Annotated in this window: 19 protein-coding genes and 1 riboswitch; of the genes, 5 read left to right on the top strand and 14 right to left on the bottom strand. The window is 26.8% G+C overall.

The annotated features are described in order from the left end of the window. Positions 1–57 precede the first annotated feature (57 nt). Entirely contained in the window at positions 58–876 is an 819-nt protein-coding gene (locus I2H23_RS15230; RefSeq protein ID WP_207741688.1) for a MerR family transcriptional regulator, read from the bottom strand. 173 nt (positions 877–1049) lie between these two features. Here I2H23_RS15230 and I2H23_RS04390 point away from each other — a divergent pair, with 173 nt between their 5' ends. Further along, a complete protein-coding gene (locus I2H23_RS04390; protein WP_092925754.1) occupies positions 1050–2330 on the top strand; it encodes a DEAD/DEAH box helicase in 1281 nt (426 codons plus the stop codon). 88 nt (positions 2331–2418) lie between these two features. On the opposite strand, the gene I2H23_RS04395 is transcribed toward I2H23_RS04390, so the two are convergent. From I2H23_RS04395 to I2H23_RS04410, 4 genes are all read right to left on the bottom strand, one after another. Next, a complete protein-coding gene (locus tag I2H23_RS04395) occupies positions 2419–2946 on the bottom strand; it encodes a GNAT family N-acetyltransferase (RefSeq protein WP_195581123.1) in 528 nt (175 codons plus the stop codon). Positions 2947–3110: 164 nt separating this feature from the next. Further along, positions 3111–3281, bottom strand: a complete 171-nt coding sequence (locus tag I2H23_RS04400; protein WP_166505459.1) for a hypothetical protein — start codon at positions 3279–3281, stop codon at positions 3111–3113. Positions 3282–3430: 149 nt separating this feature from the next. Then, complete coding sequence (locus tag I2H23_RS04405; protein ID WP_092925750.1) at positions 3431–4042, bottom strand: YitT family protein; 612 nt, start codon at positions 4040–4042, stop codon at positions 3431–3433. Between the two features lie 399 nt (positions 4043–4441). Next, positions 4442–5095 (bottom strand): FMN-dependent NADH-azoreductase, encoded by a 654-nt coding sequence (locus tag I2H23_RS04410; protein ID WP_195581124.1) that lies wholly within the window; start codon positions 5093–5095, stop codon positions 4442–4444. 321 nt (positions 5096–5416) lie between these two features. Between I2H23_RS04410 and I2H23_RS04415 the strand changes: the two genes are divergently transcribed. Next, on the top strand, positions 5417–6322 hold the full coding sequence (locus I2H23_RS04415) for a glycoside hydrolase family 73 protein (RefSeq protein ID WP_092925746.1): 906 nt from the start codon (positions 5417–5419) through the stop codon (positions 6320–6322). Between the two features lie 166 nt (positions 6323–6488). Here I2H23_RS04415 and I2H23_RS04420 read toward each other — a convergent pair whose 3' ends face one another. Next, positions 6489–7148, bottom strand: coding sequence for a YczE/YyaS/YitT family protein (locus I2H23_RS04420; protein WP_243248188.1), 660 nt, complete (start codon positions 7146–7148; stop codon positions 6489–6491). Positions 7149–7736: 588 nt separating this feature from the next. On the opposite strand from I2H23_RS04420, the gene I2H23_RS04425 reads away from it, so the two are divergent. Then, positions 7737–10352 (top strand): cation-translocating P-type ATPase, encoded by a 2616-nt coding sequence (locus I2H23_RS04425; protein WP_092925744.1) that lies wholly within the window; start codon positions 7737–7739, stop codon positions 10350–10352. A 203-nt stretch (positions 10353–10555) separates the two neighbouring features. Next, positions 10556–11887 (top strand): hemolysin family protein, encoded by a 1332-nt coding sequence (locus tag I2H23_RS04430; RefSeq protein ID WP_195581125.1) that lies wholly within the window; start codon positions 10556–10558, stop codon positions 11885–11887. Positions 11888–11953: 66 nt separating this feature from the next. On the opposite strand, the gene I2H23_RS04435 is transcribed toward I2H23_RS04430, so the two are convergent. The 5 genes from I2H23_RS04435 to I2H23_RS04455 form a co-directional block, all read right to left on the bottom strand. Next, positions 11954–12490, bottom strand: coding sequence for a hypothetical protein (locus I2H23_RS04435; RefSeq protein ID WP_092925740.1), 537 nt, complete (start codon positions 12488–12490; stop codon positions 11954–11956). 158 nt (positions 12491–12648) lie between these two features. Next, positions 12649–13404 (bottom strand): ABC transporter ATP-binding protein, encoded by a 756-nt coding sequence (locus I2H23_RS04440; RefSeq protein WP_092925738.1) that lies wholly within the window; start codon positions 13402–13404, stop codon positions 12649–12651. Between the two features lies 1 nt (position 13405). Next, positions 13406–14434: a FecCD family ABC transporter permease gene (locus tag I2H23_RS04445; protein ID WP_092925736.1), complete on the bottom strand. Its 1029-nt coding sequence runs from the start codon at positions 14432–14434 to the stop codon at positions 13406–13408. Beyond that, complete coding sequence (locus I2H23_RS04450; protein WP_092925734.1) at positions 14418–15329, bottom strand: ABC transporter substrate-binding protein; 912 nt, start codon at positions 15327–15329, stop codon at positions 14418–14420. Before I2H23_RS04450 ends, I2H23_RS04445 begins: the two co-directional genes overlap by 17 nt. Positions 15330–15862: 533 nt before the next feature. Beyond that, a riboswitch (cobalamin riboswitch) is annotated at positions 15863–16037 on the bottom strand. Positions 16038–16133: 96 nt separating this feature from the next. Further along, complete coding sequence (locus I2H23_RS04455) at positions 16134–17555, bottom strand: aldehyde dehydrogenase (RefSeq protein WP_330615394.1); 1422 nt, start codon at positions 17553–17555, stop codon at positions 16134–16136. Between the two features lie 24 nt (positions 17556–17579). Here I2H23_RS04455 and I2H23_RS04460 point away from each other — a divergent pair, with 24 nt between their 5' ends. Further along, positions 17580–18254 (top strand): lysoplasmalogenase, encoded by a 675-nt coding sequence (locus I2H23_RS04460; protein WP_092925729.1) that lies wholly within the window; start codon positions 17580–17582, stop codon positions 18252–18254. 49 nt (positions 18255–18303) lie between these two features. Here the strand turns inward: I2H23_RS04460 and I2H23_RS15330 are convergent, their stop codons facing one another. From I2H23_RS15330 to I2H23_RS04470, 3 genes are all read right to left on the bottom strand, one after another. After that, a complete protein-coding gene (locus I2H23_RS15330) occupies positions 18304–18762 on the bottom strand; it encodes an MFS transporter (RefSeq protein WP_242871320.1) in 459 nt (152 codons plus the stop codon). Next, positions 18668–19495, bottom strand: coding sequence for an MFS transporter (locus I2H23_RS04465; protein WP_242871319.1), 828 nt, complete (start codon positions 19493–19495; stop codon positions 18668–18670). Before I2H23_RS04465 ends, I2H23_RS15330 begins: the two co-directional genes overlap by 95 nt. A 237-nt stretch (positions 19496–19732) precedes the next feature. Beyond that, positions 19733–21256 (bottom strand): FAD-dependent oxidoreductase, encoded by a 1524-nt coding sequence (locus I2H23_RS04470; RefSeq protein ID WP_195581126.1) that lies wholly within the window; start codon positions 21254–21256, stop codon positions 19733–19735. Positions 21257–22381 lie beyond the last annotated feature (1125 nt).

Below are 22381 nucleotides of genomic sequence, written 5' to 3' on the forward strand. Positions count from 1 at the left end.
AAGATCTATTGATGAATTTATTCTAATGTGTGGTTCTACTATATAATCAACTATGATTTAGACTTTTAATAAAATTTCTACAAAATATTTTTCATCGTTATTCTTTTTAGGTATATAAAAGCCACACTTTATAAATACCTCATTATTTTCTTTTTTGTTAAAGTGTTTACTAAGCCTTAGTAAATAATCATTTAGTTCATCAGAATTCCCATAAAATTTTACACAAATAAAATCTCCACTAATTTCTCTATGTATTAAATTTAAGTTCTTATCCATATACTTTTTTATTATACTAATATTTTTCTCATCTTCTTTTATAAGAATATTACTTTCATCTTCTTCTATACCTTTGCCATTATTCAAATTGTACATAGTGTAGTAACATTCTTCATTCATACATTCTAATACTTCATCTATGCACCCTATATACTCTTTATTAAAGTCTTTTTCTAATATTTTATCTAAATTTATTAAATAAAAACTGTATGTATCTCTGTATACTTTAATATTATTAAAGTCATATTCATTTTCAAAATTTATTACAATATCTAATATTTCGTTCCATTTTTTTAATTGTTTTTGTTTTCTTTTTAAGGACTCTATCTTTTCTTCTATTAGTTTTTCTTGCTTATTTACTAATTCTTTATATTTATACAGTTCTTCACTTTCTATAGTTTCTTTTATATCAGCTAAAGATATATCTAGGTCCTTAGTAGCTAGGATTAAATTTAACTGATCAATATGTTCTTGTGAGTAATATCTATATCCATTTGACTTATTTATATCTGGCTTTAAGAGTCCCATCTTGTCATAATATCTTAAAGTATCTTTGCTTATATTAAAAATTTTACTAACTTGACCTGTTAAAAGTTTCATATTTATCACCTCAAAATAATTATAAACTATGGTGTAAGACCACAGTCTATACTAATTTTGAATATTATATTACCTAAATTTATTCCTAAGCTTAAATAATTTACCTCATACTGTATAAAAATATATATAATACGTGTATAATGTAATTTACAAGATATGTAAAGGAGTTAAAAATGAACACATTTGAAAAATTAGACTTAAATGAAAACCTAATAAAAGGACTTAAAGAACAAAATATAACTTCTCCAACAGAAGTTCAATCTTTAACTATAAAAGATATATTAGATAATAAAGACTTATTAGTAAGCGCTCAAACGGGTAGTGGAAAAACTTTAGCTTACTTACTTCCTATGTTTGAAAAAATAGACACTACGAAAAGAGAAACACAAGTGTTAATACTTGCACCTACTCACGAATTAGTTATGCAAATAACTGAACAAGCCAAAATTTTGTCAAAGAATTCTAATATGAATGTTACTGCTTTTTCTATAATAGGTGAAGTAAATATTCAAAAGCAAATAAAAAATATAAAAACTATAAAACCTCATATAGTAGTTGGTACTTGTGGTAGAGTTTTAGACTTAATTAAGCAAAAAAAACTTAAAGCACATACTATAAAAACTATAATACTTGATGAAGTTGATAGTTTACTTAGTGGTAAAAATGAAGAAGTTGTTGAAAATATAATAAAGACTACATTAAGAGATAGACAACTTTTAGGATTTTCAGCTAGTTTAAATGAAAATACTATAAGTATGTGTGATTACTTAATGAAAGATATGAAAATGATTAAAACTAAAGATACATTAATAATAAATCCTAATATAAATCATATGTATTTATATGGAGATAGAAGAGAAAAATTTACATTACTTAGAAAATCCCTAGCTTCTGCTAATCCAAGTAGAGCTATCGTGTTTGTCAATGATGAAGATAGTATAGAGGTTATAACTGAAAAACTTAATTACCATAGCTATAAAGCTGTTTGTATATCTGGTAAAATGACTAAAGAAGATAGAAAAAATGCACTTAGTGCTTTTAGAAGTGGTAAAGTTCGTATTTTAGTATCTTCTGATCTTTCTGCTAGAGGATTAGATATAGTCGAGGTTAGTCATGTATTTAACTTAGACTTCCCACCTAGTAAAAATGAATATATACATAGATGTGGTAGAAGTGCTAGAGGAAATAGAAAAGGAACTGCAATATCTATAATAACTAATCAAAATTTATCTACTATAAGAGATTATAGAAGAGATTTTAAAATAGATATGAAAGCTGTTGAGTTAAAAAATGGCAAGTTTGTAGAAATTGATTTTGATAAGATGAAAAAAGAAGCTAGAAAAAAATCTAAAGAAAATGAAGCTAAAAAAGAAGAAAAAGTAAGTAAAAATAAAAAAGTAGATAAGTATGAACATAAAAAATCTACAAATAATAAATTTAATAAGAAAAAATAGTCAAAAGACGGTGTCGTGAAATATGACACCGTCTTTTATAATTATCTTTGAATTTTCTTAGTTATTATTTTAAATTAATTTGATACTACTATTCAAAGAAAACACTTGAATACTCTACTACTCCGCTTGTACCTTTAAATTTCTCTTCATCTAATACTAAAACTTTAAAAACATCATCTGGAACTTCAAATGGTGGTTTTATATCAAATTCACTAGCATTTATAAATCCAAACTTTAAATAGTAGTTAGGATGTCCTAATACTACTATAGATGTATATCCTAGATTTTTAGCTTTTTCTATAGCCTTATTTATTAGTGTGCTTCCTACACCTTTCTTTTGATACTCTGGTAGTACTGAAACTGGAGCTAATGCTAAAGATTCTCTAGATTCGTTTTTGTTTTTTATTTTTATTTTAGTAAGCAAAGAATAACCTACTATTTCTTCATTTACTTCGGCTAATAGAGCTAATTCTTTTACAGATTCTTTACTATTTCTTAATCTATTAACTAAGTTATGCTCATCTTTATCACTAAACTCTTCATTTTTAAAACTTCCCTTTACTACATTTTCTACTATATTATAATCTTTTTCTAGTTCACATCTTATATTTATCATTATATTTTACTCCTTTAGATCGCTTTTTATCATTTAATTATCCCATATGTATTAGTAGTTTTCAATTATTCTGTTTGTACTATTTTATTCTTTATAATATATGATTTTTATTTTAATAAAAAAAGACTTAAGAATTTTCTTAAGTCTTTTTTTAAGTATTTATATTATTTTTCATATCTATTTTTTACATCATTATAAACTTCTTCGCTAACTTTATAAGTTCTTTTATTTATAGATATCTTGTACTCATTAGTGTCTACTATTTCATAAAACTCTACATTAGAACCTGGGTAAACTACTACTCCTGTTCCACTAATATTATTAAAGAAAAACATTATTTATCCCCCCTTTATCTCTCTATTATATTATTCAACATATTTATATATATTCCTCTTTTAAATATTTTTAATGTTTAGTTCTTCTTTTTTATAATCAAAATTTATTTAACAAAAAAGACAGGTATTTAAACCTGTCTTTATATATGTTAAGCACTTGCTAGCTTATCTGTGTTGTTGTAGTTATATATTAAGTCTATAAGCCTTCCGCTTATATTTACAGCTATTAAAGACCAAAATATATCATATGCAGATAGATATGACAAAGATAATATAAGTATAACTACATCACTTATCATATAAATCTTACCTATTTTTAAAGATGTAATCTTAGAAATCACCAATGCTAAAGCATCATCTCCACCAGCTGCTGCACCTTCTCTAACTATTATACCAACTCCTACACCTACAAATAAACCGGATAATATAGTCCCTAGTAGCTTGCTTTCAAGAACTGGTATTATAGGTCCTATTCCTTCAAATATAGAATAAAACACTGAGAAGCTAATTGTTGCAACTAATGAATACATTAAAAACTTCTTTCCAAAGAACTTATAACCTACTGCAAATAAACTAAGATCTATTAATATATTTGCCATAGATAAATCCACATTGAAAACATTCTTTAGCAGTAGTAAAACTCCTAACACTCCACCTTCAGTTATATTGTTTTGATAATTTAGATTAAATATTCCAAATGACAATATCATTGCCCCTAACAATATTAACATTATTTTTTTTACATTCGTCCGCCTATCCATAAATATCCCTTCCTATATTTTTATAATTTATTAGTCAGTTACCCTGACTTAATATCATTATATATATTTTAAATTATTTTGTATAGTGTGATTTTTAAAACTAAATATTATATAAGATTGACAATATTTTTTCAAGGGATTTTTGGAGTTTTTTTTATAAACTTTTAAATCTTTTGAAGATACTAGTATTTTCAAGGGTTACATGTGTATTATTTTTTTCCTATTCTTATATTAAATTTTTTTTAGTTTAGTATATATAATTTTGAGTTTATAAAAATTTTTGTTTTATTTAGTTTTACTAAACATAAAAAAGGAGATATTTTAGCATAAATATCTCCTTTTTTATTATTTTATAATATATATAACTTAAGATAATTATATAACTAAACATATGCTTACTTAAAATTTCATAGAATCTATAACATCATCTATATAATCTGTTGCTTTTTTTATAGCGCCTAATCTTTCTTCTTCTGTATAACCTGTTCCATCTACTAATAAATCTTCAAATTTTTTAATTCCCATAAATTTAGCTATATCTTCTATATAGTTCACTCCTTTGTTAAAAGCAGGCTTTAATATCCAAGGTACATGAGCGCCCGATGATTGAATATAAATCATTGTTCTAGGTTTATCATCAAGTAGACCTTTAGGCTTTTTATTTTCATCACTAAAACTTATAGTTTTTTTATCTTGAATAATACAGTCTATATATTCTTTAAGTGGTGCTGGAAATGATAAACTCCACATTGGTGCTGCTATAACATATACATTTGCACTGATAAATTGATCACATAGTTTTCTAATTTTTTGTATTTCTTTTCTATCTTTATCATCTAACTTTCTTGAATTTTCTTCACTTACTATGCAATTTCTTTTTTCAAAGTATTGATACTCAAGTCTTGGTATATGTTCTTTATATAAATCAATTTCTTCAACAACAAAACCTTTATTTCTTTCTAAAAATCTATTTATAAATTTTCTTGCTACTGTTTTGCTTGATGATAAATTTTCAGGTTTTGAGTTTACACTTATATATAATAACTTTTTCATAATAACTCCCTTTCTTTATATAATTATTATTATTTTTAGTAACAATTATATTTTTATACTATCTTTATACTCAAATAACTTTTACATTTATATAATTATCTCTATTTCTATACCTTAAATAAATACTAATTATATTATGCTTCTTTTTCTTACAAACATAATATATTCTTTCAAATTTAAAGAAGCTTAAATTTAACCTTAAATAAACCTTAATAAAAACTTACTTTATTATATAACTTGTAAATTAGTTGTAAATTCTATTTTTAATTTAAATATATATGATACAATAAAGTTCAAGTTTATATTAAGGGAGATGATAAAATGAAGATAAATAAAACTATAATCATATGTGTTATATCTGTTTTAATATGTATTTTTATAGGGTCAAAAATTTTAAATAAACAAAAAAACATAGATTTGGATGATATTAATGTTTCTAAATATATAAATATTGTTGATAAAGCTAGTGAAAATAAAGTTCAAGTAAATTGGAAATACGTATGTTCTATAGTAAGTGTTTTAAACAATAATAATCAAAACAAGGTAGACGATAGTGAAATATTTAAAATTTCAAATATGTTTATAAAAGAAAATTCAGGTAAATATTATATAAATTCTCTAGAAAGTGTTATTAAGAAATTAAACTTAGATAAGGAAAAGACCTCTTTAGTATATAAATATATAGATGATTTAAAGCATTATAGTTTAACACCTAATAAAACTTCACCAAATACTAAATATATGAATTTTATAAATGATATAAAAGAAGTTGCAATAGATAATTATGAAAAGTATAAAGTATTACCATCTATAACTATAGCTCAAGCAATATTAGAATCTAATTGGGGTGAATCTAGACTCTCTTCAGATTTTAATAATTACTTTGGTATAAAGGCTGATACTAATTGGAATGGGGAATCTGTATTTCTTGAAACTAATGAATTTTATAATAATACTATAAATGATAAATTTAGAAAATATAAAAATAAATACGATTCTATTCGTGATCATGGCAAGTTTTTATATGAAAACAAGAGATATAAAAATAATGGAGTGTTTTCTGCAAAAACATATATCCCTCAAGCGATTGCTTTACAAAATGCTGGTTACTCTACTATAGAAGATTCAAATGGTAAAAAAGTCTATGCACAATACTTAATAAATTTAATTAAACAATATAATCTTCAATTAATAGATAATGAAGTTGCAGTTAAAAAAAATAAATAATTATACATTTTCTAATGTAAGCTCTATAAAGTTTTGATGCATTGGTAAATATGTATTAAAAATAAAAGAAGTACTTCTAAATAATTTTTAATTACTAGATTTACTCCTTTTATTTTTAATATAATTATTTAATGATATAAAATCTAATACATACAAAATAAATTGCTTAAGTATTTTTACTTAAATAAGATTTAGCATATTCTATATCTTGATATATAAATCTATGTTTTATGTTAGCACTTTTAAAGTTACATATTTTAAATACTAACTGTATAAAATGTCCAAGACAAAATGCTGTTATTAAAGTTCCTATACCTACTGGTTCACCTAATAAGTAGCCAAGTATTAAAGCACTAATTTCCATAGTTCCTCTTACTACCTTTATAGGCTTTTTAGTTATCTTTTGAAAAGCGATCATCATACCATCTCTGGGTCCACTGCCAAGTCCACTTCCTAAATATAAAACCATTCCAAACCCCATAAGAGTCATTCCTATTATAAGCATTACTATGCCAAATCCTAAATTATTAGAAACTGGTATTAAGCCACTAAACAATATGATATCTAAAAATATTCCTATAAATATCATATTTAATACAGTTCCCCAACCAATTTTTTCACCTAGTATGACATCTATTATAACTAATATAAGCCCTACTGCTATTGTAGCAGTTCCGATTGTTATTCCTATTTTATTAGCTATACCTTGGTGAAGTACATCCCATGGTGATAGTCCTAGTTTAGCATTTACCATAAATGCTATACCCATAGCACAAAACCATAATCCTAAAAATAATCTAATAAGTTTTTTTAATATTGTACTCAAATTTCTTCCTCCCTAATATATGTAATACAAATTGATTAAATCAAAACTATTTATTATTAATACTTTAATCTTCTCACCTCGTTACATTTATTAATTGAAACTATTATAATATAAATTCAGTTATTTATATATACTAATACACTAGTTTTTATATTTAATATAATATTTATATACTTTACTATTAATAAAATTTCACTTTATTGTATGCTAATATATATTTAAATTTATATATTTAAATTTTAATATATTAAATACCAGTTAAATCAATGCTTTATCTATATTTTTTTATAATAATTGGTCGAATTTTGTAGATTGGTATATAACATTTAAATGTTAAATCTAAGTTAAATAAAAAAAAAGTGTTGTCAATATATAATAATGGGAATATAATGACTATATAAATAAATAAGTCTCCCTGAGGGGGAGTAGCTTTCACACTTTGTGATAATCAATCGTCATGTCGGATAATATCCCGGTTGATTAGCAAGTACATAACTTGTTAGCAAGACCTTCAGAATAAATTTACGTTTAATAATTTATTCATGAGGTCTTTTTTATTTGCAAAAAAAAGCAAATGGAGGTATGTTAATGTTTTACAAAAAAAATATTGAAAAAGTCTTAAATGAGCTAGATTCTAGCTTACAAGGTCTTACACAGGAGGAGTTTGACAAGAAGCTCTCTAAGCATGGCTATAATGAACTAAAAGAAAAGGAAAAAACTTCTGTTTTTAAATTGTTTTTAGAAACATTTAAAGATCCATTAGTTATTATTCTTTTAGTAGCAGCTCTAGTTCAAATATTCTTAGGTGAAGCAATTGAATCAGTTATAATATTTGCAGTTTTAATACTAAACTCTATATTATCAGTTGTTCAAACCCAAAAAGCTGAAGGTTCACTTGATAGTTTAAAAAAATTATCAGTTCCTACTGCTAAAGTTATAAGAAATGGCATAAAGATTACTGTAGATTCAAGAGAACTAGTTCCTGGAGATGTAGTTATCCTAGAGGCCGGCGACTACGTCCCAGCAGATGGTAGAGTTATAGAATCTCAAAGCCTTAAGGTTGTTGAGGGAATGTTAACTGGTGAAAGTGAACCTGTACTAAAACATGAAAATATGATAGAAGAAGAAGTTGCCCTTGGCGATCAAAAAAATATGGTATTTAGTGGCTCAATGGTAGTATATGGTAGAGGTGTTTATGTTGTTACATCTACAGCTATGAATACTGAAATGGGTAAGATAGCACATATGCTAGATAATGCAGGAAATAAGCAAACACCACTTCAGGTTAAATTAGATGAATTTGGTAAAAAACTTGGAATTGGTATAGTAGGTTTAGCAGCTCTTATATTTGCTATTCAGCTTTTAAGAAATGCAAGTGTTATTGATTCATTTATGTTCTCAGTTGCTATTGCAGTTGCTGCAATACCAGAAGCATTATCGTCTATAGTTACTATAGTTTTAGCAGTTGGAACTAACACTATGGCTAAAAAACAAGCTATAATAAGAAAACTTCCAGCAGTTGAAACGCTAGGTTCTACAAGTGTCATATGCACTGATAAAACTGGTACTTTAACTCAAAACAAAATGACTGTTGTAGATACTTATATGTATGGTTCTACTTCTAAAGTACTTGCTGATAATGTTGATGGTGAGATTGCTTTAACTAATAATATTTCACTTAATGAGTCTTCTTTAATACTTTGCGCAAGTCTTTGTAACGATTCAGATATAACTAGCGAAGGTGTTGAAATTGGTGACCCAACAGAAATAGCACTTATGAACTATGCTAATAAAAATGAATTTGACTACAAATCTATAAGAGAAAAATACGAAAGAGTTGGAGAATTACCTTTTGATAGTGATAGAAAATTAATGTCTACTATTAATAAAATAGATGGTGACTTAGTAATGTTTACTAAAGGTGCCCCTGATATTGTGTTTAGTAGATGTAATTATTCACTTGAAGATGGAGAGGTAGTTTCTATAACTGATGAAATAATAGAAGATTATAAGAAAAAAAATGAAGAGTTTTCAAATAAAGCTCTTAGAGTTTTAGCTTTTGCAACTAAGAAAGTTAATGATACTAATTTAGATATAAGTGATGAAAATAATCTTACTTTAATAGGTCTTACTGCAATGATAGACCCTCCTAGAGAAGAAGTTTATGATGCAGTTAAAAATGCTAAAAATTCTGGTATAAAAACTGTTATGATAACAGGAGACCATAAAACTACTGCTGCTGCCATTGCTAAAGATATTGGCATAATGGAGGCTGATGATATAGCTTTAACTGGTAAAGAGCTTGATTTATTAAGTGATAAAGAGTTAGATGAAAAATTAGAACATATATCAGTTTATGCTAGAGTTTCACCAGAAAATAAAATAAGAATAGTAAAAGCATGGCAAAGAAAAGGTAAAGTATGTGCTATGACTGGTGATGGCGTTAATGATGCTCCTGCACTTAAGCAAGCAGATATAGGTATAGGTATGGGTAGTGGTACTGAAGTTGCTAAAGATGCATCTGCTATGGTGTTAGTTGATGATAACTTTGCTAGTATCGTAAATGCTGTTGAAGTTGGTAGAACAGTTTATACTAACATAAAAAAATCTATAACTTATTTATTTTCAGGTAATCTAGGTGGAATAATAGCTATACTATTTTCTGTATTTGCTAACTTACCTAATCCATTTACAACTATACAATTACTATTTATAAACTTAGTTACAGATTCCCTACCAGCAATTGCTCTTGGACTTGAACAGCCTGAAAAGTCTGTTATGAAAAATCCTCCAAGAGATATTAATGAAAAAATATTATCAAAAGATACTTTAAAATCTGTATTAACTAGAGGTTCTATTATTGGTCTAGTTACTATAATAGCTCAATATATTGGTCTTAAAACTTCACCTGAAATGGGAGTAGCTATGGCCTTCTCAACTTTAACATTATCTAGAATAATACAGACTTTTGCATCAAGATCAAACACTGAAACTATATTTAAGATCGGATTTAAATCTAATAAATATGCATTAGGTGCTGTTGTTACTTGCTTAGGTATGTTTTCACTTACACTACTTCCATTTATGAGAGATATTTTCTCAATACCAAATAATTACAACTTTACAAGCTTTATAACTTGTTTAGTATTAGCAATTATTAGTACATTGCTAATGGAAGGAACTAAATTTATAACGAAAAAATAGCTTACTATATCTTGCTTAATAAACAACTACCCTTTTTGTCTATAAGTCTATCTATTGTATAGTTAAGCAAGATGTTTTAAATAAATTATTTGTCTAAGGTTTATAACCTTAGACAAACTTATATTATATACTACATATATAGTATCTAACAAATCTCATTAATTAAAATAATGTATTAAATTTAAAATGTTTAGGAGGAAAAAATGAGTAATTTAGATTCAGACCCCGGGAACTTGATCCCACAATTAGTTTTAATAGTAATACTTACAAGTATTAATGCATTCTTTGCTTCAGCAGAAATGGCTATAGTTTCTGTTAACAAATCAAAAATCAAATCTTTAAGCGATGAAGGTAATAAAAAAGCAATCTTACTTCAAAGGCTTATAGCAGAACCTAGTAACTTCTTATCTACTATACAAATTGGTATAACACTAGCTGGTTTTTTCTCAAGTGCATCTGCTGCTACTGGGTTATCTAGCTATTTAGAGACAGTATTAATTCCATTAAACCTTCCATATACTAGTGAAATATCTATGATAAGTATAACTTTATTATTATCATACTTTACACTAGTTTTTGGTGAATTAGTACCTAAGAGAATAGCTCTTAAAAAAGCTGAAAGTATAGCACTATTTTCTGTAAAGCCAGTTTATCTTATATCTATAATCGCTAAACCCTTTATAAAAATACTTTCTATGTCCACTTCTCTAGTTTTAAAGTTAACTAAAAATAATGACGTTGATATAGAAGAAAAAATATCTGAAGAAGAATTAAGGTCACTTATAATACAATCTCAAGAAGATGGCTGTATAGAATATGATGAAAAGCAAATGATATATAAAGTATTTGACTTTAATGATAAGTTGGCTAAAGAAATAATGACTCCAAGAAGTGATACTTTTTTAATAGATATAGATGATGATATAAATACTATATTAGATGAAATATGTGATCTTAATTATTCAAGGATACCAGTTTACAAAGATGATATAGATAATATAGTAGGTGTATTGTATATTAAAGATCTATTTAATGAAGCCAGAAAAGTAGGATTTGAAAATGTTAAATTAGAAAACCTTCTTCATGAACCTTATTTTGTTCCAGAAATTAAAAGAACTAATGAACTATTTAAGGTTTTAAAAGAAAAAAAAATACATCTTTCTTTATTATTTGATGAGTATGGAGGCTTTAGTGGAATAGTTACATTAGAAGACTTAATAGAAGAAATTGTCGGTGATATAGAAGATGAATATGATTTAGAAGAAAAACCTATAAAAAAAATTGATGATAATAATTATATAGTCAAAGGTTCTCTATCTATAAATGATTTTAATGAAGAATTTGAACTTGATTTAGATGAAGGAGATTATGATACTTTAAATGGTTATTTAATAACTAATTTAGATGAAATTCCTGATGAAAATACAGAGCTTTTAATAAATGATATTAAGTTTACTGTTCTAAAAGTTGAAAATAGAAGAATTCAAGATATTAAAATTCATTTTGATAATATATTTCATGATGTTGATAATTAAAATTTCTATATAAAAGTGAGCTATCTTTATATAAAGATAGCTCATTTTATGTTATAAAATATGATTTTAAAATCCGTAGTTTTCATTTATATAGTTAAGCATTTGATCACCTAATGTCACATAATAGTATATAGTGTATAAATAATCAGAAAAAACTAATTTGCTTGATTCTGGATCATCTTTTAAAAGTCCATCTATCAATATTAATTGATCTCGTAAAAGTGCTTGATATACAGATGATAGTATTTGCAGTTGATCTGCAACAAATATATCTGGCTGAGAATCTTTATATATACTTTTATGTCTTTCTAGATTATTAGATACCCCTTGTAATTGATTCATATATGATGTTATTTGTGGTTTTAGTATCCCACTTTTTTCCTTTATAGTTTGAGTATTTATATCTATAGTTCTCATATTGTCTCTTATCATTTTGATTTCTCTAAATATATTAGCAAGAGCTTCCTTGTCTTGCAGGTCTTGTACTACTACAGGCACTGTGCTTATTTTATTTTCAATAGCATATATTTTGTTTGTAAAAATACCTAAACAAAGTAGTATACTAGCTATAGTTAATATTACTTTAGTGGGCTTATTTTTCATTAAAATTCTCCTTTTACTAAGTTGTTGTATATTTATATTATCTACAGTACAACTATTATTATTCTTTGTATAATTAAAAATACATTGCTATTTTATATAATTTTTTTAATCAAATCATTTATAAAAATAAAAAAAACTATAGTTATCACTATAGTTTTTTATTTCCATTTTTCTAATACTTCTATCATAAATTTAGCTACATCTATCTTATATATTTCTTTTAAATTGTCTCCTTTAAATACATCTCTTGACTTTCCATATGCTACTATTTCTCCATTGTTAACTAAACATACATCATCGCTAAAAAAATGTACTAAATTTAAGTCATGAAGTACTCCAATTACTATTTTATTTTTTTCTTTAGCCCAAGTAGATAGATGCTTTAGTAACTCTATTTGATACTTTAAATCTAAGTGGTTAGTTGGTTCATCAAGAAGTATTACATCTGGATCTTGAGCAAATGTTCTAGCTAAAAATACCCTTTGAAGCTGACCTCCTGATAATTCAGTAATAGGCTTATCTTTAATGTCTAATAATCCTACTTTATCTATTGAATCTAATATTAACTCTTTATCTTTTTTATTTAAAGAGTTAAATATACCACTAGAGTGTGCATATCTTCCAAGTGAAACTGTTTCATATATACTATATGGAAAGTATATTTGACTTATTTGGCTCATAAGGGCTATTTTAGTAGCTAATTGTTTTCTACTTAAAGTATTTACTTCATCATTGTCTATTTTTATGCTGCCTCTATAATCTATAATATTTGCAATGGACTTTAGTAATGTACTTTTACCACATCCATTTGGACCTACTATGCATAAATTTTTACCCTTTTCTACTTTAAAACTTACATTTTTTATTATATCTACATTATCATAACTACAAAAAAGATTTTTAACTTCTAACATATTATGACCTCTTACCTTTACTAAAATATACATAAGCAAAAAATGGCGCACCAATTATAGCCGTTACAGCACCTACTGGTAGTTCTGCTGGTGTTACTACAGTTCTTGCTATTAAGTCTGTTATTACCATTAAGCTCCCACCAAATACAAATGACATTGGTATTACGTAAGAGTGCTTAGAACCAAATATACGTCTAACTATATGAGGTGCTATCAAGTCTACAAATCCTATAGTCCCACTTAATGCTACCGCACTTCCTGTAAGTATTGCTGAAAATATAAATAGTCTTTTTTTCACTTTAGTAGTATTTACTCCGACAGCTTTAGCTTGTTCTTCACCAAAAGTTAATATATCCATTTCTTTTGTATATATTAAAATACCAACTATACCTATTACACAAAATGGTATTATAGCTTTAACTGCTGAGAATCCTTTCATAGCAAAACTTCCCATTTGCCATAGACTTATACTTTTTAAATCTTCACTAAATAACGCCGTTATAGTTGTTAAAAGCGCATTTACAAATAAAGAAAATACCATACCCGCAAGTATTATGGTGTTATTTGACATTGTTTTATCTATTTTAGAGGAAAATACTATAACTCCATATACTGTAAAAAGCCCAAATAAAAAACCTATTAAAGGTAGAGTTAAATTTCCTAAAAAAGGTATGTTTACCCCAAGTATTATAACTAGACCTGCACCTAGTGATGCACCTGATGATACTCCTAGGGTATATGGAGATGCTAGTTCATTTTTTAAAATAGATTGGACTACTGATCCACTTACAGCAAGTGAACCACCAACTAAAAATGCTAGTAATACTCTTGGTACTCTAAGGGCCCATATTATAGATACATCTTTAGGATTTATATTATCTCCTAGTGATAGATTAAATAATTTGTAAAAAAGTATCTGTGCAGTGTCTATTATATTAATATTGGAACTTCCAATAGAAGTTCCAATACAAAATATTATAAATACTATTGGGATAGAAAGTAATGCCCACTTTCTAGTTGTTGTATACATTTGGATATATTGCCTTTGCCATCTCATTTAGGGCTTTTATTATATGTTGAGATGGACGAGATGATGAATTTGTATCTATTTGATAAACTTGATTATTTTTTACTGCATTTATATTTTCCCAACCTTCACGACCTTTTATTTCATCAGTTGGATTTTCTATGTAATTAACATTAGTTAATATAACATCTGGATTTTTATCTATTATAGTTTCTGCACTTGGTGATATCCAAGCATTTTCATCTTTAAGTATATTTTCAGCTCCTATTAATTCTATCATTTCATTTAAGAATGTCGAGTTACCAAAGCTATAAAGATTTGGAGCTGGTCCTATTTCAAAATAAACTTTTTTCTTATTTTTTATATCTTTACCTTTTTTAGCTATATCCTCAATTTGAGATTTTGTATTTTCTACTATTTTCTTGCCTTTTTCCTTAGTGTTAGTTACTTCAGATATAAAAGTTATATCGTCATATATCCCTTGTATACTATTACTACTTGGTATGTAAGCTACACTTATTCCAGATTCTTCAACTATCTTAAATGGATCTTCAGTTGAACCAGTTTTATTATGCCCTGATGCTACTATTATGTCAGGCTCTAATCCTATTATTTTTTCTGCATCTGGCTTGGAAAAATCTATTAATTCTACATTATCTGGTATACCAGCGACATCTGCTGAATACTTATCTACTGCTACTAGCTTATCAGCAAGTCCAAGTTCTACTAATACTTCAGTATTAGATGGTGCTGTTGATATTATTCTATCTATTTTATTTGGTACTTTAATCTCTCTGCCTTCTCTGTCTTTTATAACCACTTCTTTACTTGAACATCCAACTACTGTAAGCATTACCAAGGTTACAGCCATTATTATACTTAATACTTTCTTTTTCATATTTTACTCCTTATTTTTAAATTTTCCTTATAAGTTTTTTATTCTATGTCGTTGTCTTTATTTAATTCAACATAGAAGCATCCTGAAGGGGTATTTACAAATTTAAATTTTAACTCATCTACTTCATTGTTTTGCCTTTCATGTCTATGCATTAATCTAATTAATTTTTAGTTATTATTAAATGACATATCCTTGAACTTACTCCTCCTTTCTTTTAAATATTTATAGTTTTATAGATACAAATTATCATTTTACTAAGAATTATGTAATCTTTAATCTTAGTTTATCATTATATCGTGTCAAAATGTGTCATTTTAATGTCAAATGAAGTACATTTATACTTTATTATTTTTAAACATATCTTATTATTTAAGTTATATAAAGATAAGAATATTTTGATTTAACACTTATTTCTATATTTAACTGCAGTGTTATTAGCTGAAATGATATTTATATAAATTAAATACAAAAAGCACACTCTTAGAGTATGCTAAATTATTCAAATTAATTATATACCCTACCCTCAGAAGGCAATAGATTAAAAAGTACTGGCAGGTATCCCGGCTCAACTTCTTCCTACTTTCTTGCCTTCCCGAATTATCAGTGGCTTTTTAAGATTTCGTCAGTTTTACGGTTACTGGGGTAGCTTAGAATTTTCATCTAATTCCCTATTAAGTCTACTTGACACCAAGCACTTTATATTTATTAAATTTTATACATTCAAGTATTATATACTTTAATTTAATTATATCAAAACCTTTATCCATAATCTACTTTAAATATTTGATCTATAAATTAATATATTTATTTTAATATCTTTTTAAGTAATTTTAATTTGCCCTTATAAGGTGCATATCTAACTGGTATATCCATTAAATTTGACTTTTTAAGTATACTCTTTTTATGTGTAAAAGTATCAAAGCTTTTCTTACCATGATAAGATCCCATTCCACTAGTTCCTCTACCTCCAAATGGAAGATTTGAAGTGGCTAGATGGATTATAGTATCATTTATACACCCTCCTCCAAAAGCTATATTATTTATTATGTATTTTTCAATATCTTTATTTTTAGTAAATAAATATAGTGCTAGTGGATTTGGATGTTTTTTTACTATTTCTATTATATCTTTATAATCTTCATAAGTTATTATAGGAAGTAGTGGTCCAAATATTTCTTCATCCATTATAGGATAAGTATTGTCTATATTATCTATAATGGTCGGTGCTATTTTTAATTTATATTTATCTATATTTCCACCTATAATTACATCTGTATTTTTCATAAGATTATTTAATCTATCAAAGTGTGTTTTATTTATTATTTTAGGATAGTCCACACTTTCAATAGGATTATTTCCATAAAACTTTATTATATATTTTTTCATATTATCTATTAAATCTTTTTTAATATCTTTGTGCACTATAATATAATCAGGCGCTACACAAGTTTGGCCCGCATTTAAAAATTTCCCCCATACTATTCTTTTAGCACTTAACTCTACATTTGCTGACTTTTCTACTATACAAGGGCTTTTGCCTCCTAGTTCAAGTGTTACTGGTGTTAAATATTTAGATGCTTTATTCATTACTATCTTTCCTACATTTACACTACCTGTAAAGAATATATAATCAAATTTTTCTTCTAATATTTGTTGATTAACTCCTATTCCACCTTCTATTACGTTTATATATCCTCTTTCAAAGTACTTATTTATAATATCAACTATTACCTTAGAAGTATGAACTGAAAACTCCGATGGCTTAAGTATTGAGCAATTTCCACCAGCTATAGCACCTATAAGCGGAGATATAGTTAATTGGAAGGGATAATTCCAAGGCGCCATTATAAGTACTACTCCATAAGGTTCACTTACTATATAACTTTTAGCAGGAAATTGAGTTATAGGAGTTGATACTTTCTTATTTTTGCTCCAACTTTTTAAATGTTTTATAGCGTAGTTTATCTCCTCTAATACTATACCAATTTCTGTTTCATATCCTTCAAAATGTGATTTTCCTAAATCTTTATAAAGTGCATTAAGTATAGCCTCTTCATTTTCTACTATAGCTTTTTTAAGAGTTTTTAATTTATCTAATCTAAAGTTTATGTCTTTAGTCTTATTGCTTTCAAAGTATAACCTTTGATTATTTAATATATCTTTTATCAATCTCTCATCTCTTTTCTGTGAATTTATATATATTGTATTATTATAATTATATATTATTTATTGTATATTGAGGAGGTTGTTATGGTCTATTTATTATTATTTTTTATGACTTTATCTTTAATAAGCCTTATTTATTTTACATATAAACCTTTTAAAAATTTAAGGCCTATTTTAAAAACTGTAACTAGCTTATTATTTATAGGAATATGTATAAATGGATATAGCTCTAGTAATAATTTTACTTATTTTATACTTATACTTATGGGGCTTATATTTTCACTATTTGGAGATATATTTCTTATATTTGAGAATGGAAGTAAAAACTCTATGGATAATGCTTTTATTCATGGTCTTTTAAGCTTTAGTATAGCTCAGATATTCTTTTCCTTATGTTTTATATCTATTACTTCTTTAACTGTTTATGATATTTTATTTACTGCTATACTTTCCATAGGTTCTTTATCTATACTAAAGTCTATTAAAAACTTTGATTTTAAAGGAGTATTTAGATATATAGCCTTTTATTCTGTACTTATTAGCTTTATGTTTATAAAATCAATATCTTTATATTTAATAGGATTTAATAATTTTGGAGTATTTTTAGTTAAAATTGGAGCATTATTATTTATAGTTTCTGATTTAATATTGTCTTTTGTATATTTTTATAGAGATTGTCCAAAATTTATGGCAGGTCTTAATCTTTTAGTTTATTACATTGCACAATGTTGTATAGCATTAAGTGTTTCATACATGTAAAAATACCCCTATGTCTTAATTTTTGACGTAGGGGTTATTTTATTAAATTTTATATTTTAGCTTTTTTATATAATAGTAAATAAATAATTGAAACTATCATTGAAACTAATAATAGACTTAAAAATAACCAAGACTTATTAAAATTATATGCATGTGCAGATAACATTGGCCCAAGTGCATATCCAAAAGATTCAGATGCTCCAACTATACCAAATACGCTACCCTTTATTTTAGGATTTTCCCCAAACTCTGATAAAAGACTTTGAAGTGAAGCATTTAAAAAAGTTGCTCCAAGAAAATATACTATTATTATAGTGGTAAATATAGATATGCTTCTTGTAAAAGATAATCCAAGTAAGGTTATATTAATAACACAAAAAGATAAAAATAATTGTCTTTTATTTCCTATCTTATCACTTACCCACCCTGCAATAGGTGCTCCTAACCCAAATACAAATAAGTATATTGATATAATTGATGAAGTGTACGATGTAGTAGCTCCCAGCACTTCCTGTCCATAAAAATGGAATAAAGCAACTACACATCCATATATAGTCTCCTAAAAATGCAATAGCGCATAACATAATTATTTTATATTTTAAACTATATCTTTTAATTTCTTCTTTTATAGCTTTCTTTTTGCTACTACACTTAGAATGATCCAATTTGCCTTTTTCTACCTTAAATATTACATATATAAGTGTAAGCAATATCCCTCCTGAAGATAAATAAAATACAATATCATAACTACCAGTATTTGATAAAATGTATCCAGCAATAGCAGCACCTATTCCTCCACCGAATGTAAAAACTGCTGCTGCTAATCCTGTACTCTCTCCTCTTCTAGTTACTTCTACGGATCTTGATAATATAGAATAAGTAGCAGGTGCTAACATACCAAGTACTGCTCCTTGTACTATGTATAAGCTTCCTGCTATTATATGCTTATTTGTTATGGTATAACAAAATGGAACAAAGGTCATTAGTATCAAAGCAAATATTAAAGTTTTTTTATCTCCTATATAATCAGATACTCTCCCAAATAGAATCTGTGCTAGTGTTTTGCTTACTCCATATAAAGACATTATAGTACCAATCATAACTGTAGTTATTCCAATTGAATCAAGGAAAAGTGGTATTATAGGAATCATAAAGCTATAACTTATTCCAAATATAAATCTATAAGTACAAAATTGTCTAAGTTCTAGCTTTTGAAAGAGAACATTGTTTTTTATACTCATATCTACCTCCTAAATATGAGCAGATTGTTTTTGTAAAGTTTCTGTCCACTTTAGTATATTCAAGTAATCTTAATATTATTATTTAACATTCAAAGCATATACATTTTATTTAATTAATAATATACAACTGTAAGATATAAAATGAGGAGCAATCATTTTGATAGCTCCTCGTTTTATATAAATTTAAAATTCGTAAATTTTAAGTTATATTCTGTCTTTAAATATATTATATATACCTTAATTCAAGTTTATATGAATATGATTTTTTCCTTCTCCGTATCTTTTTAAAGGTTTTACAGTAGGTCCTTCTAATACATTTCCTTTATAATCATATCTAGAAGCATGGCATGGGCAGTCCCAAGTTTTTTCTGCTGAATTAAATCTAAGCTCGCAACCTAGATGAGTACAAGTTATATCAACTATATAAAGTTCATCATTAAGATGTCTATAAGCCCCATATCTTTTTCCATCAATAGTTACAATCTGCCCTTCTCCTTTTTCTATATATAATTCTTCTTTTCCTATATTAAATTTCCCTTTTATATACTCTATTGTCATATTTAAATTTTCTTTATAAAAATCTGTTGTTAAATAGCTACTTTTTCTAGATGGATTAAATAGATTTTCATATATAGATTCTTTTTTAGCTATAAGATCACTTATTATTATTGCTGATAAAGTTCCATTACTCATTCCCCACTTAGAAAATCCTGTAGCTACATATACATTGTCTTGTTTTTTGTTTATATGACCTATATAAGGTAGGTAGTCATAACTCATATAATCTTGAGCTGACCATTGATATTTAAATTCTTTAATTTTAAATTTATCTTTTGCATAATTTTTTAGTTTTTCATACATTTCTTCTTCATTTTTACACTGACCAACTTTATGATCTCCACCACCAAATATTAATAGTTTTCTATTCCCTTCATTATAAGTTCTAAATGTTATCCCTTGTTCCTCAACTCCTAAAAACATTCCTGGGATTATGTCTTTTTCTAGTTTGCCAGCTATTAAATAAGACCTTCCTCCCTTTTCTTTTGCAAAGTAAAGGTTTTTACCATCATACCAAGGCATATGTGATGCTATTACAACTATATCTGCAAAGATTTTATTATTTTTGTTGGTTCTTAATTCACAAACTTCTCCTTTATTAAAGTCAACTATAGGTGTGTTTTCATAAACTTTAACCCCTAAGTTTATACATTCTTTTAGTAATCCATCTATATACTTTTTAGGATTAAATTGACATTGATTTTTAAAACTAATAGCTCCCTTCACATCTACTGGTAAATCTAAACTTTTATGGTACTCGCAATCAATCCCTATTTTTTTACAAATCTCATATTCCTCTTTTAATTCTTCTAAGTAATTTTCATTTTGTGCAAGTATATATGAGTCTTCTCTTTTTAAATTACAGTCTATATTGTGTTCTTTTGTTACTTTTTCAATTAAATTAAGTGCCTGATTATTACCTTCATAGTATAATTTAGCATCTTTTATTCCGTACTTTTGATTTATCTTTGAATATATTATTCCATGTTGTGAGGTTATCTTTCCAGTATTTCTCCCAGAACCTCCATAACCTATTTTATTAGCATCAACAATAGTAGATTTTAAACCATTTTTAGCTAATAAATAAGTTGTTGTAACTCCTACTATTCCTCCACCAACTATTAAAATATTTGTTTTTATATTTTTTTCTAAGCTACCTAACTCACTATGCTTAGAGCTTAAAATCCAATAAGATTCATTCATTTCATTTCTCCTTAATTTAATTTGTCCATGATATAGTATATTTCCCATTAAAATACATAATTATTATAAATATTGAGCTTAAATATACAAATAAACCACTATAAATACATAAACAAAAAGCTATCTTACTTTGTAAGATAGCTTTTTATTATTTTTAATTAATCTTATTTATAAAGTTAATTAATTCTTATTATTTGCATATTAACTGAATTTGGTATTGTTTTTATATTTCTGTTAGAAAAATTATATAAGTCAAGTTCCTCTTCACAATTTCCAGTAGTATATATAGCTCCATTACTAATTGAATTTTTAATACCTTCTTCACAGTATGCTAGTGATCCTTTGATTAAAGCTTCATTTACTCTAAGTCCAACTATATAAGTATTATACGAATTTCCTGTTACTGTATACTTAATATAATATGTGGCATTTGGAGATAAAACTACAGTCATGCCATCATTTTTAACACTTATATCTGTACCATTTATAAAACTAGAATTAAATACAAATCTTGATGTTGGGCTAATACTTACTGATTCTGACTGAACTAGATAAGCATTATTTTGAACTGTTGAATTTCCTTTTTCTCCTCTTGGCCCTTGTGGTCCTATCTTACCTTCAGGTCCTTGTTCTCCTTTTTCTCCTCTTGGTCCCTGTAGCCCTATCTTACCTTCAGGTCCTTGTTCTCCTTTTTCTCCTTTTGGTCCCTGTGGTCCTATCTTACCTTCAGGACCTTGTTCACCCTTTTCTCCTCTTGGTCCCTGTGGTCCTATCTTCCCTTCAGGTCCTTGCTCTCCTTTCTCTCCTCTTGGTCCCTGTGGTCCTACCTTCCCTTCAGGTCCTTGCTCTCCTTTTTCTCCTCTTGGACCTTGTGGTCCTATTTTACCTTCAGGTCCTTGCTCTCCTTTCTCTCCTCTTGGTCCCTGTGGTCCTATCTTACCTTGAAGCCCTTGCTCTCCTTTTTCTCCTCTTGGTCCCTGTGGTCCCATCTTACCTTCAGAACCTTGCTCTCCTTTTTCTCCTCTTGGACCTTGTGGTCCTATTTTACCTTCAGGTCCTTGCTCTCCTTTTTCTCCTCTTGGACCTTGTGGTCCTATTTTACCTTCAGGTCCTTGCTCTCCTTTT

Source organism: Romboutsia sp. BSD2780061687b_171204_C1, from assembly GCF_015560225.1.
Taxonomy (GTDB): domain Bacteria; phylum Bacillota; class Clostridia; order Peptostreptococcales; family Peptostreptococcaceae; genus Romboutsia_C; species Romboutsia_C hominis.

Coding starts and splice junctions, on each gene's coding strand:
- I2H23_RS04450 (WP_092925734.1), bottom strand. CDS start 15,329: ATGAAAAAGAAAGTATTAAGTATAATAATGGCTGTAACCTTGGTAATG.
- I2H23_RS04425 (WP_092925744.1), top strand. CDS start 7,737: ATGTTTTACAAAAAAAATATTGAAAAAGTCTTAAATGAGCTAGATTCT.
- I2H23_RS04395 (WP_195581123.1), bottom strand. CDS start 2,946: ATGATAAATATAAGATGTGAACTAGAAAAAGATTATAATATAGTAGAA.
- I2H23_RS04435 (WP_092925740.1), bottom strand. CDS start 12,490: ATGAAAAATAAGCCCACTAAAGTAATATTAACTATAGCTAGTATACTA.
- I2H23_RS04460 (WP_092925729.1), top strand. CDS start 17,580: ATGGTCTATTTATTATTATTTTTTATGACTTTATCTTTAATAAGCCTT.
- I2H23_RS04390 (WP_092925754.1), top strand. CDS start 1,050: ATGAACACATTTGAAAAATTAGACTTAAATGAAAACCTAATAAAAGGA.
- I2H23_RS04415 (WP_092925746.1), top strand. CDS start 5,417: ATGAAGATAAATAAAACTATAATCATATGTGTTATATCTGTTTTAATA.
- I2H23_RS15230 (WP_207741688.1), bottom strand. CDS start 876: ATGAAACTTTTAACAGGTCAAGTTAGTAAAATTTTTAATATAAGCAAA.
- I2H23_RS04410 (WP_195581124.1), bottom strand. CDS start 5,095: ATGAAAAAGTTATTATATATAAGTGTAAACTCAAAACCTGAAAATTTA.
- I2H23_RS04470 (WP_195581126.1), bottom strand. CDS start 21,256: ATGAATGAATCTTATTGGATTTTAAGCTCTAAGCATAGTGAGTTAGGT.
- I2H23_RS04440 (WP_092925738.1), bottom strand. CDS start 13,404: ATGTTAGAAGTTAAAAATCTTTTTTGTAGTTATGATAATGTAGATATA.
- I2H23_RS04405 (WP_092925750.1), bottom strand. CDS start 4,042: ATGGATAGGCGGACGAATGTAAAAAAAATAATGTTAATATTGTTAGGG.
- I2H23_RS04430 (WP_195581125.1), top strand. CDS start 10,556: ATGAGTAATTTAGATTCAGACCCCGGGAACTTGATCCCACAATTAGTT.
- I2H23_RS04445 (WP_092925736.1), bottom strand. CDS start 14,434: ATGTATACAACAACTAGAAAGTGGGCATTACTTTCTATCCCAATAGTA.
- I2H23_RS04465 (WP_242871319.1), bottom strand. CDS start 19,495: ATGAGTATAAAAAACAATGTTCTCTTTCAAAAGCTAGAACTTAGACAA.
- I2H23_RS04400 (WP_166505459.1), bottom strand. CDS start 3,281: ATGTTTTTCTTTAATAATATTAGTGGAACAGGAGTAGTAGTTTACCCA.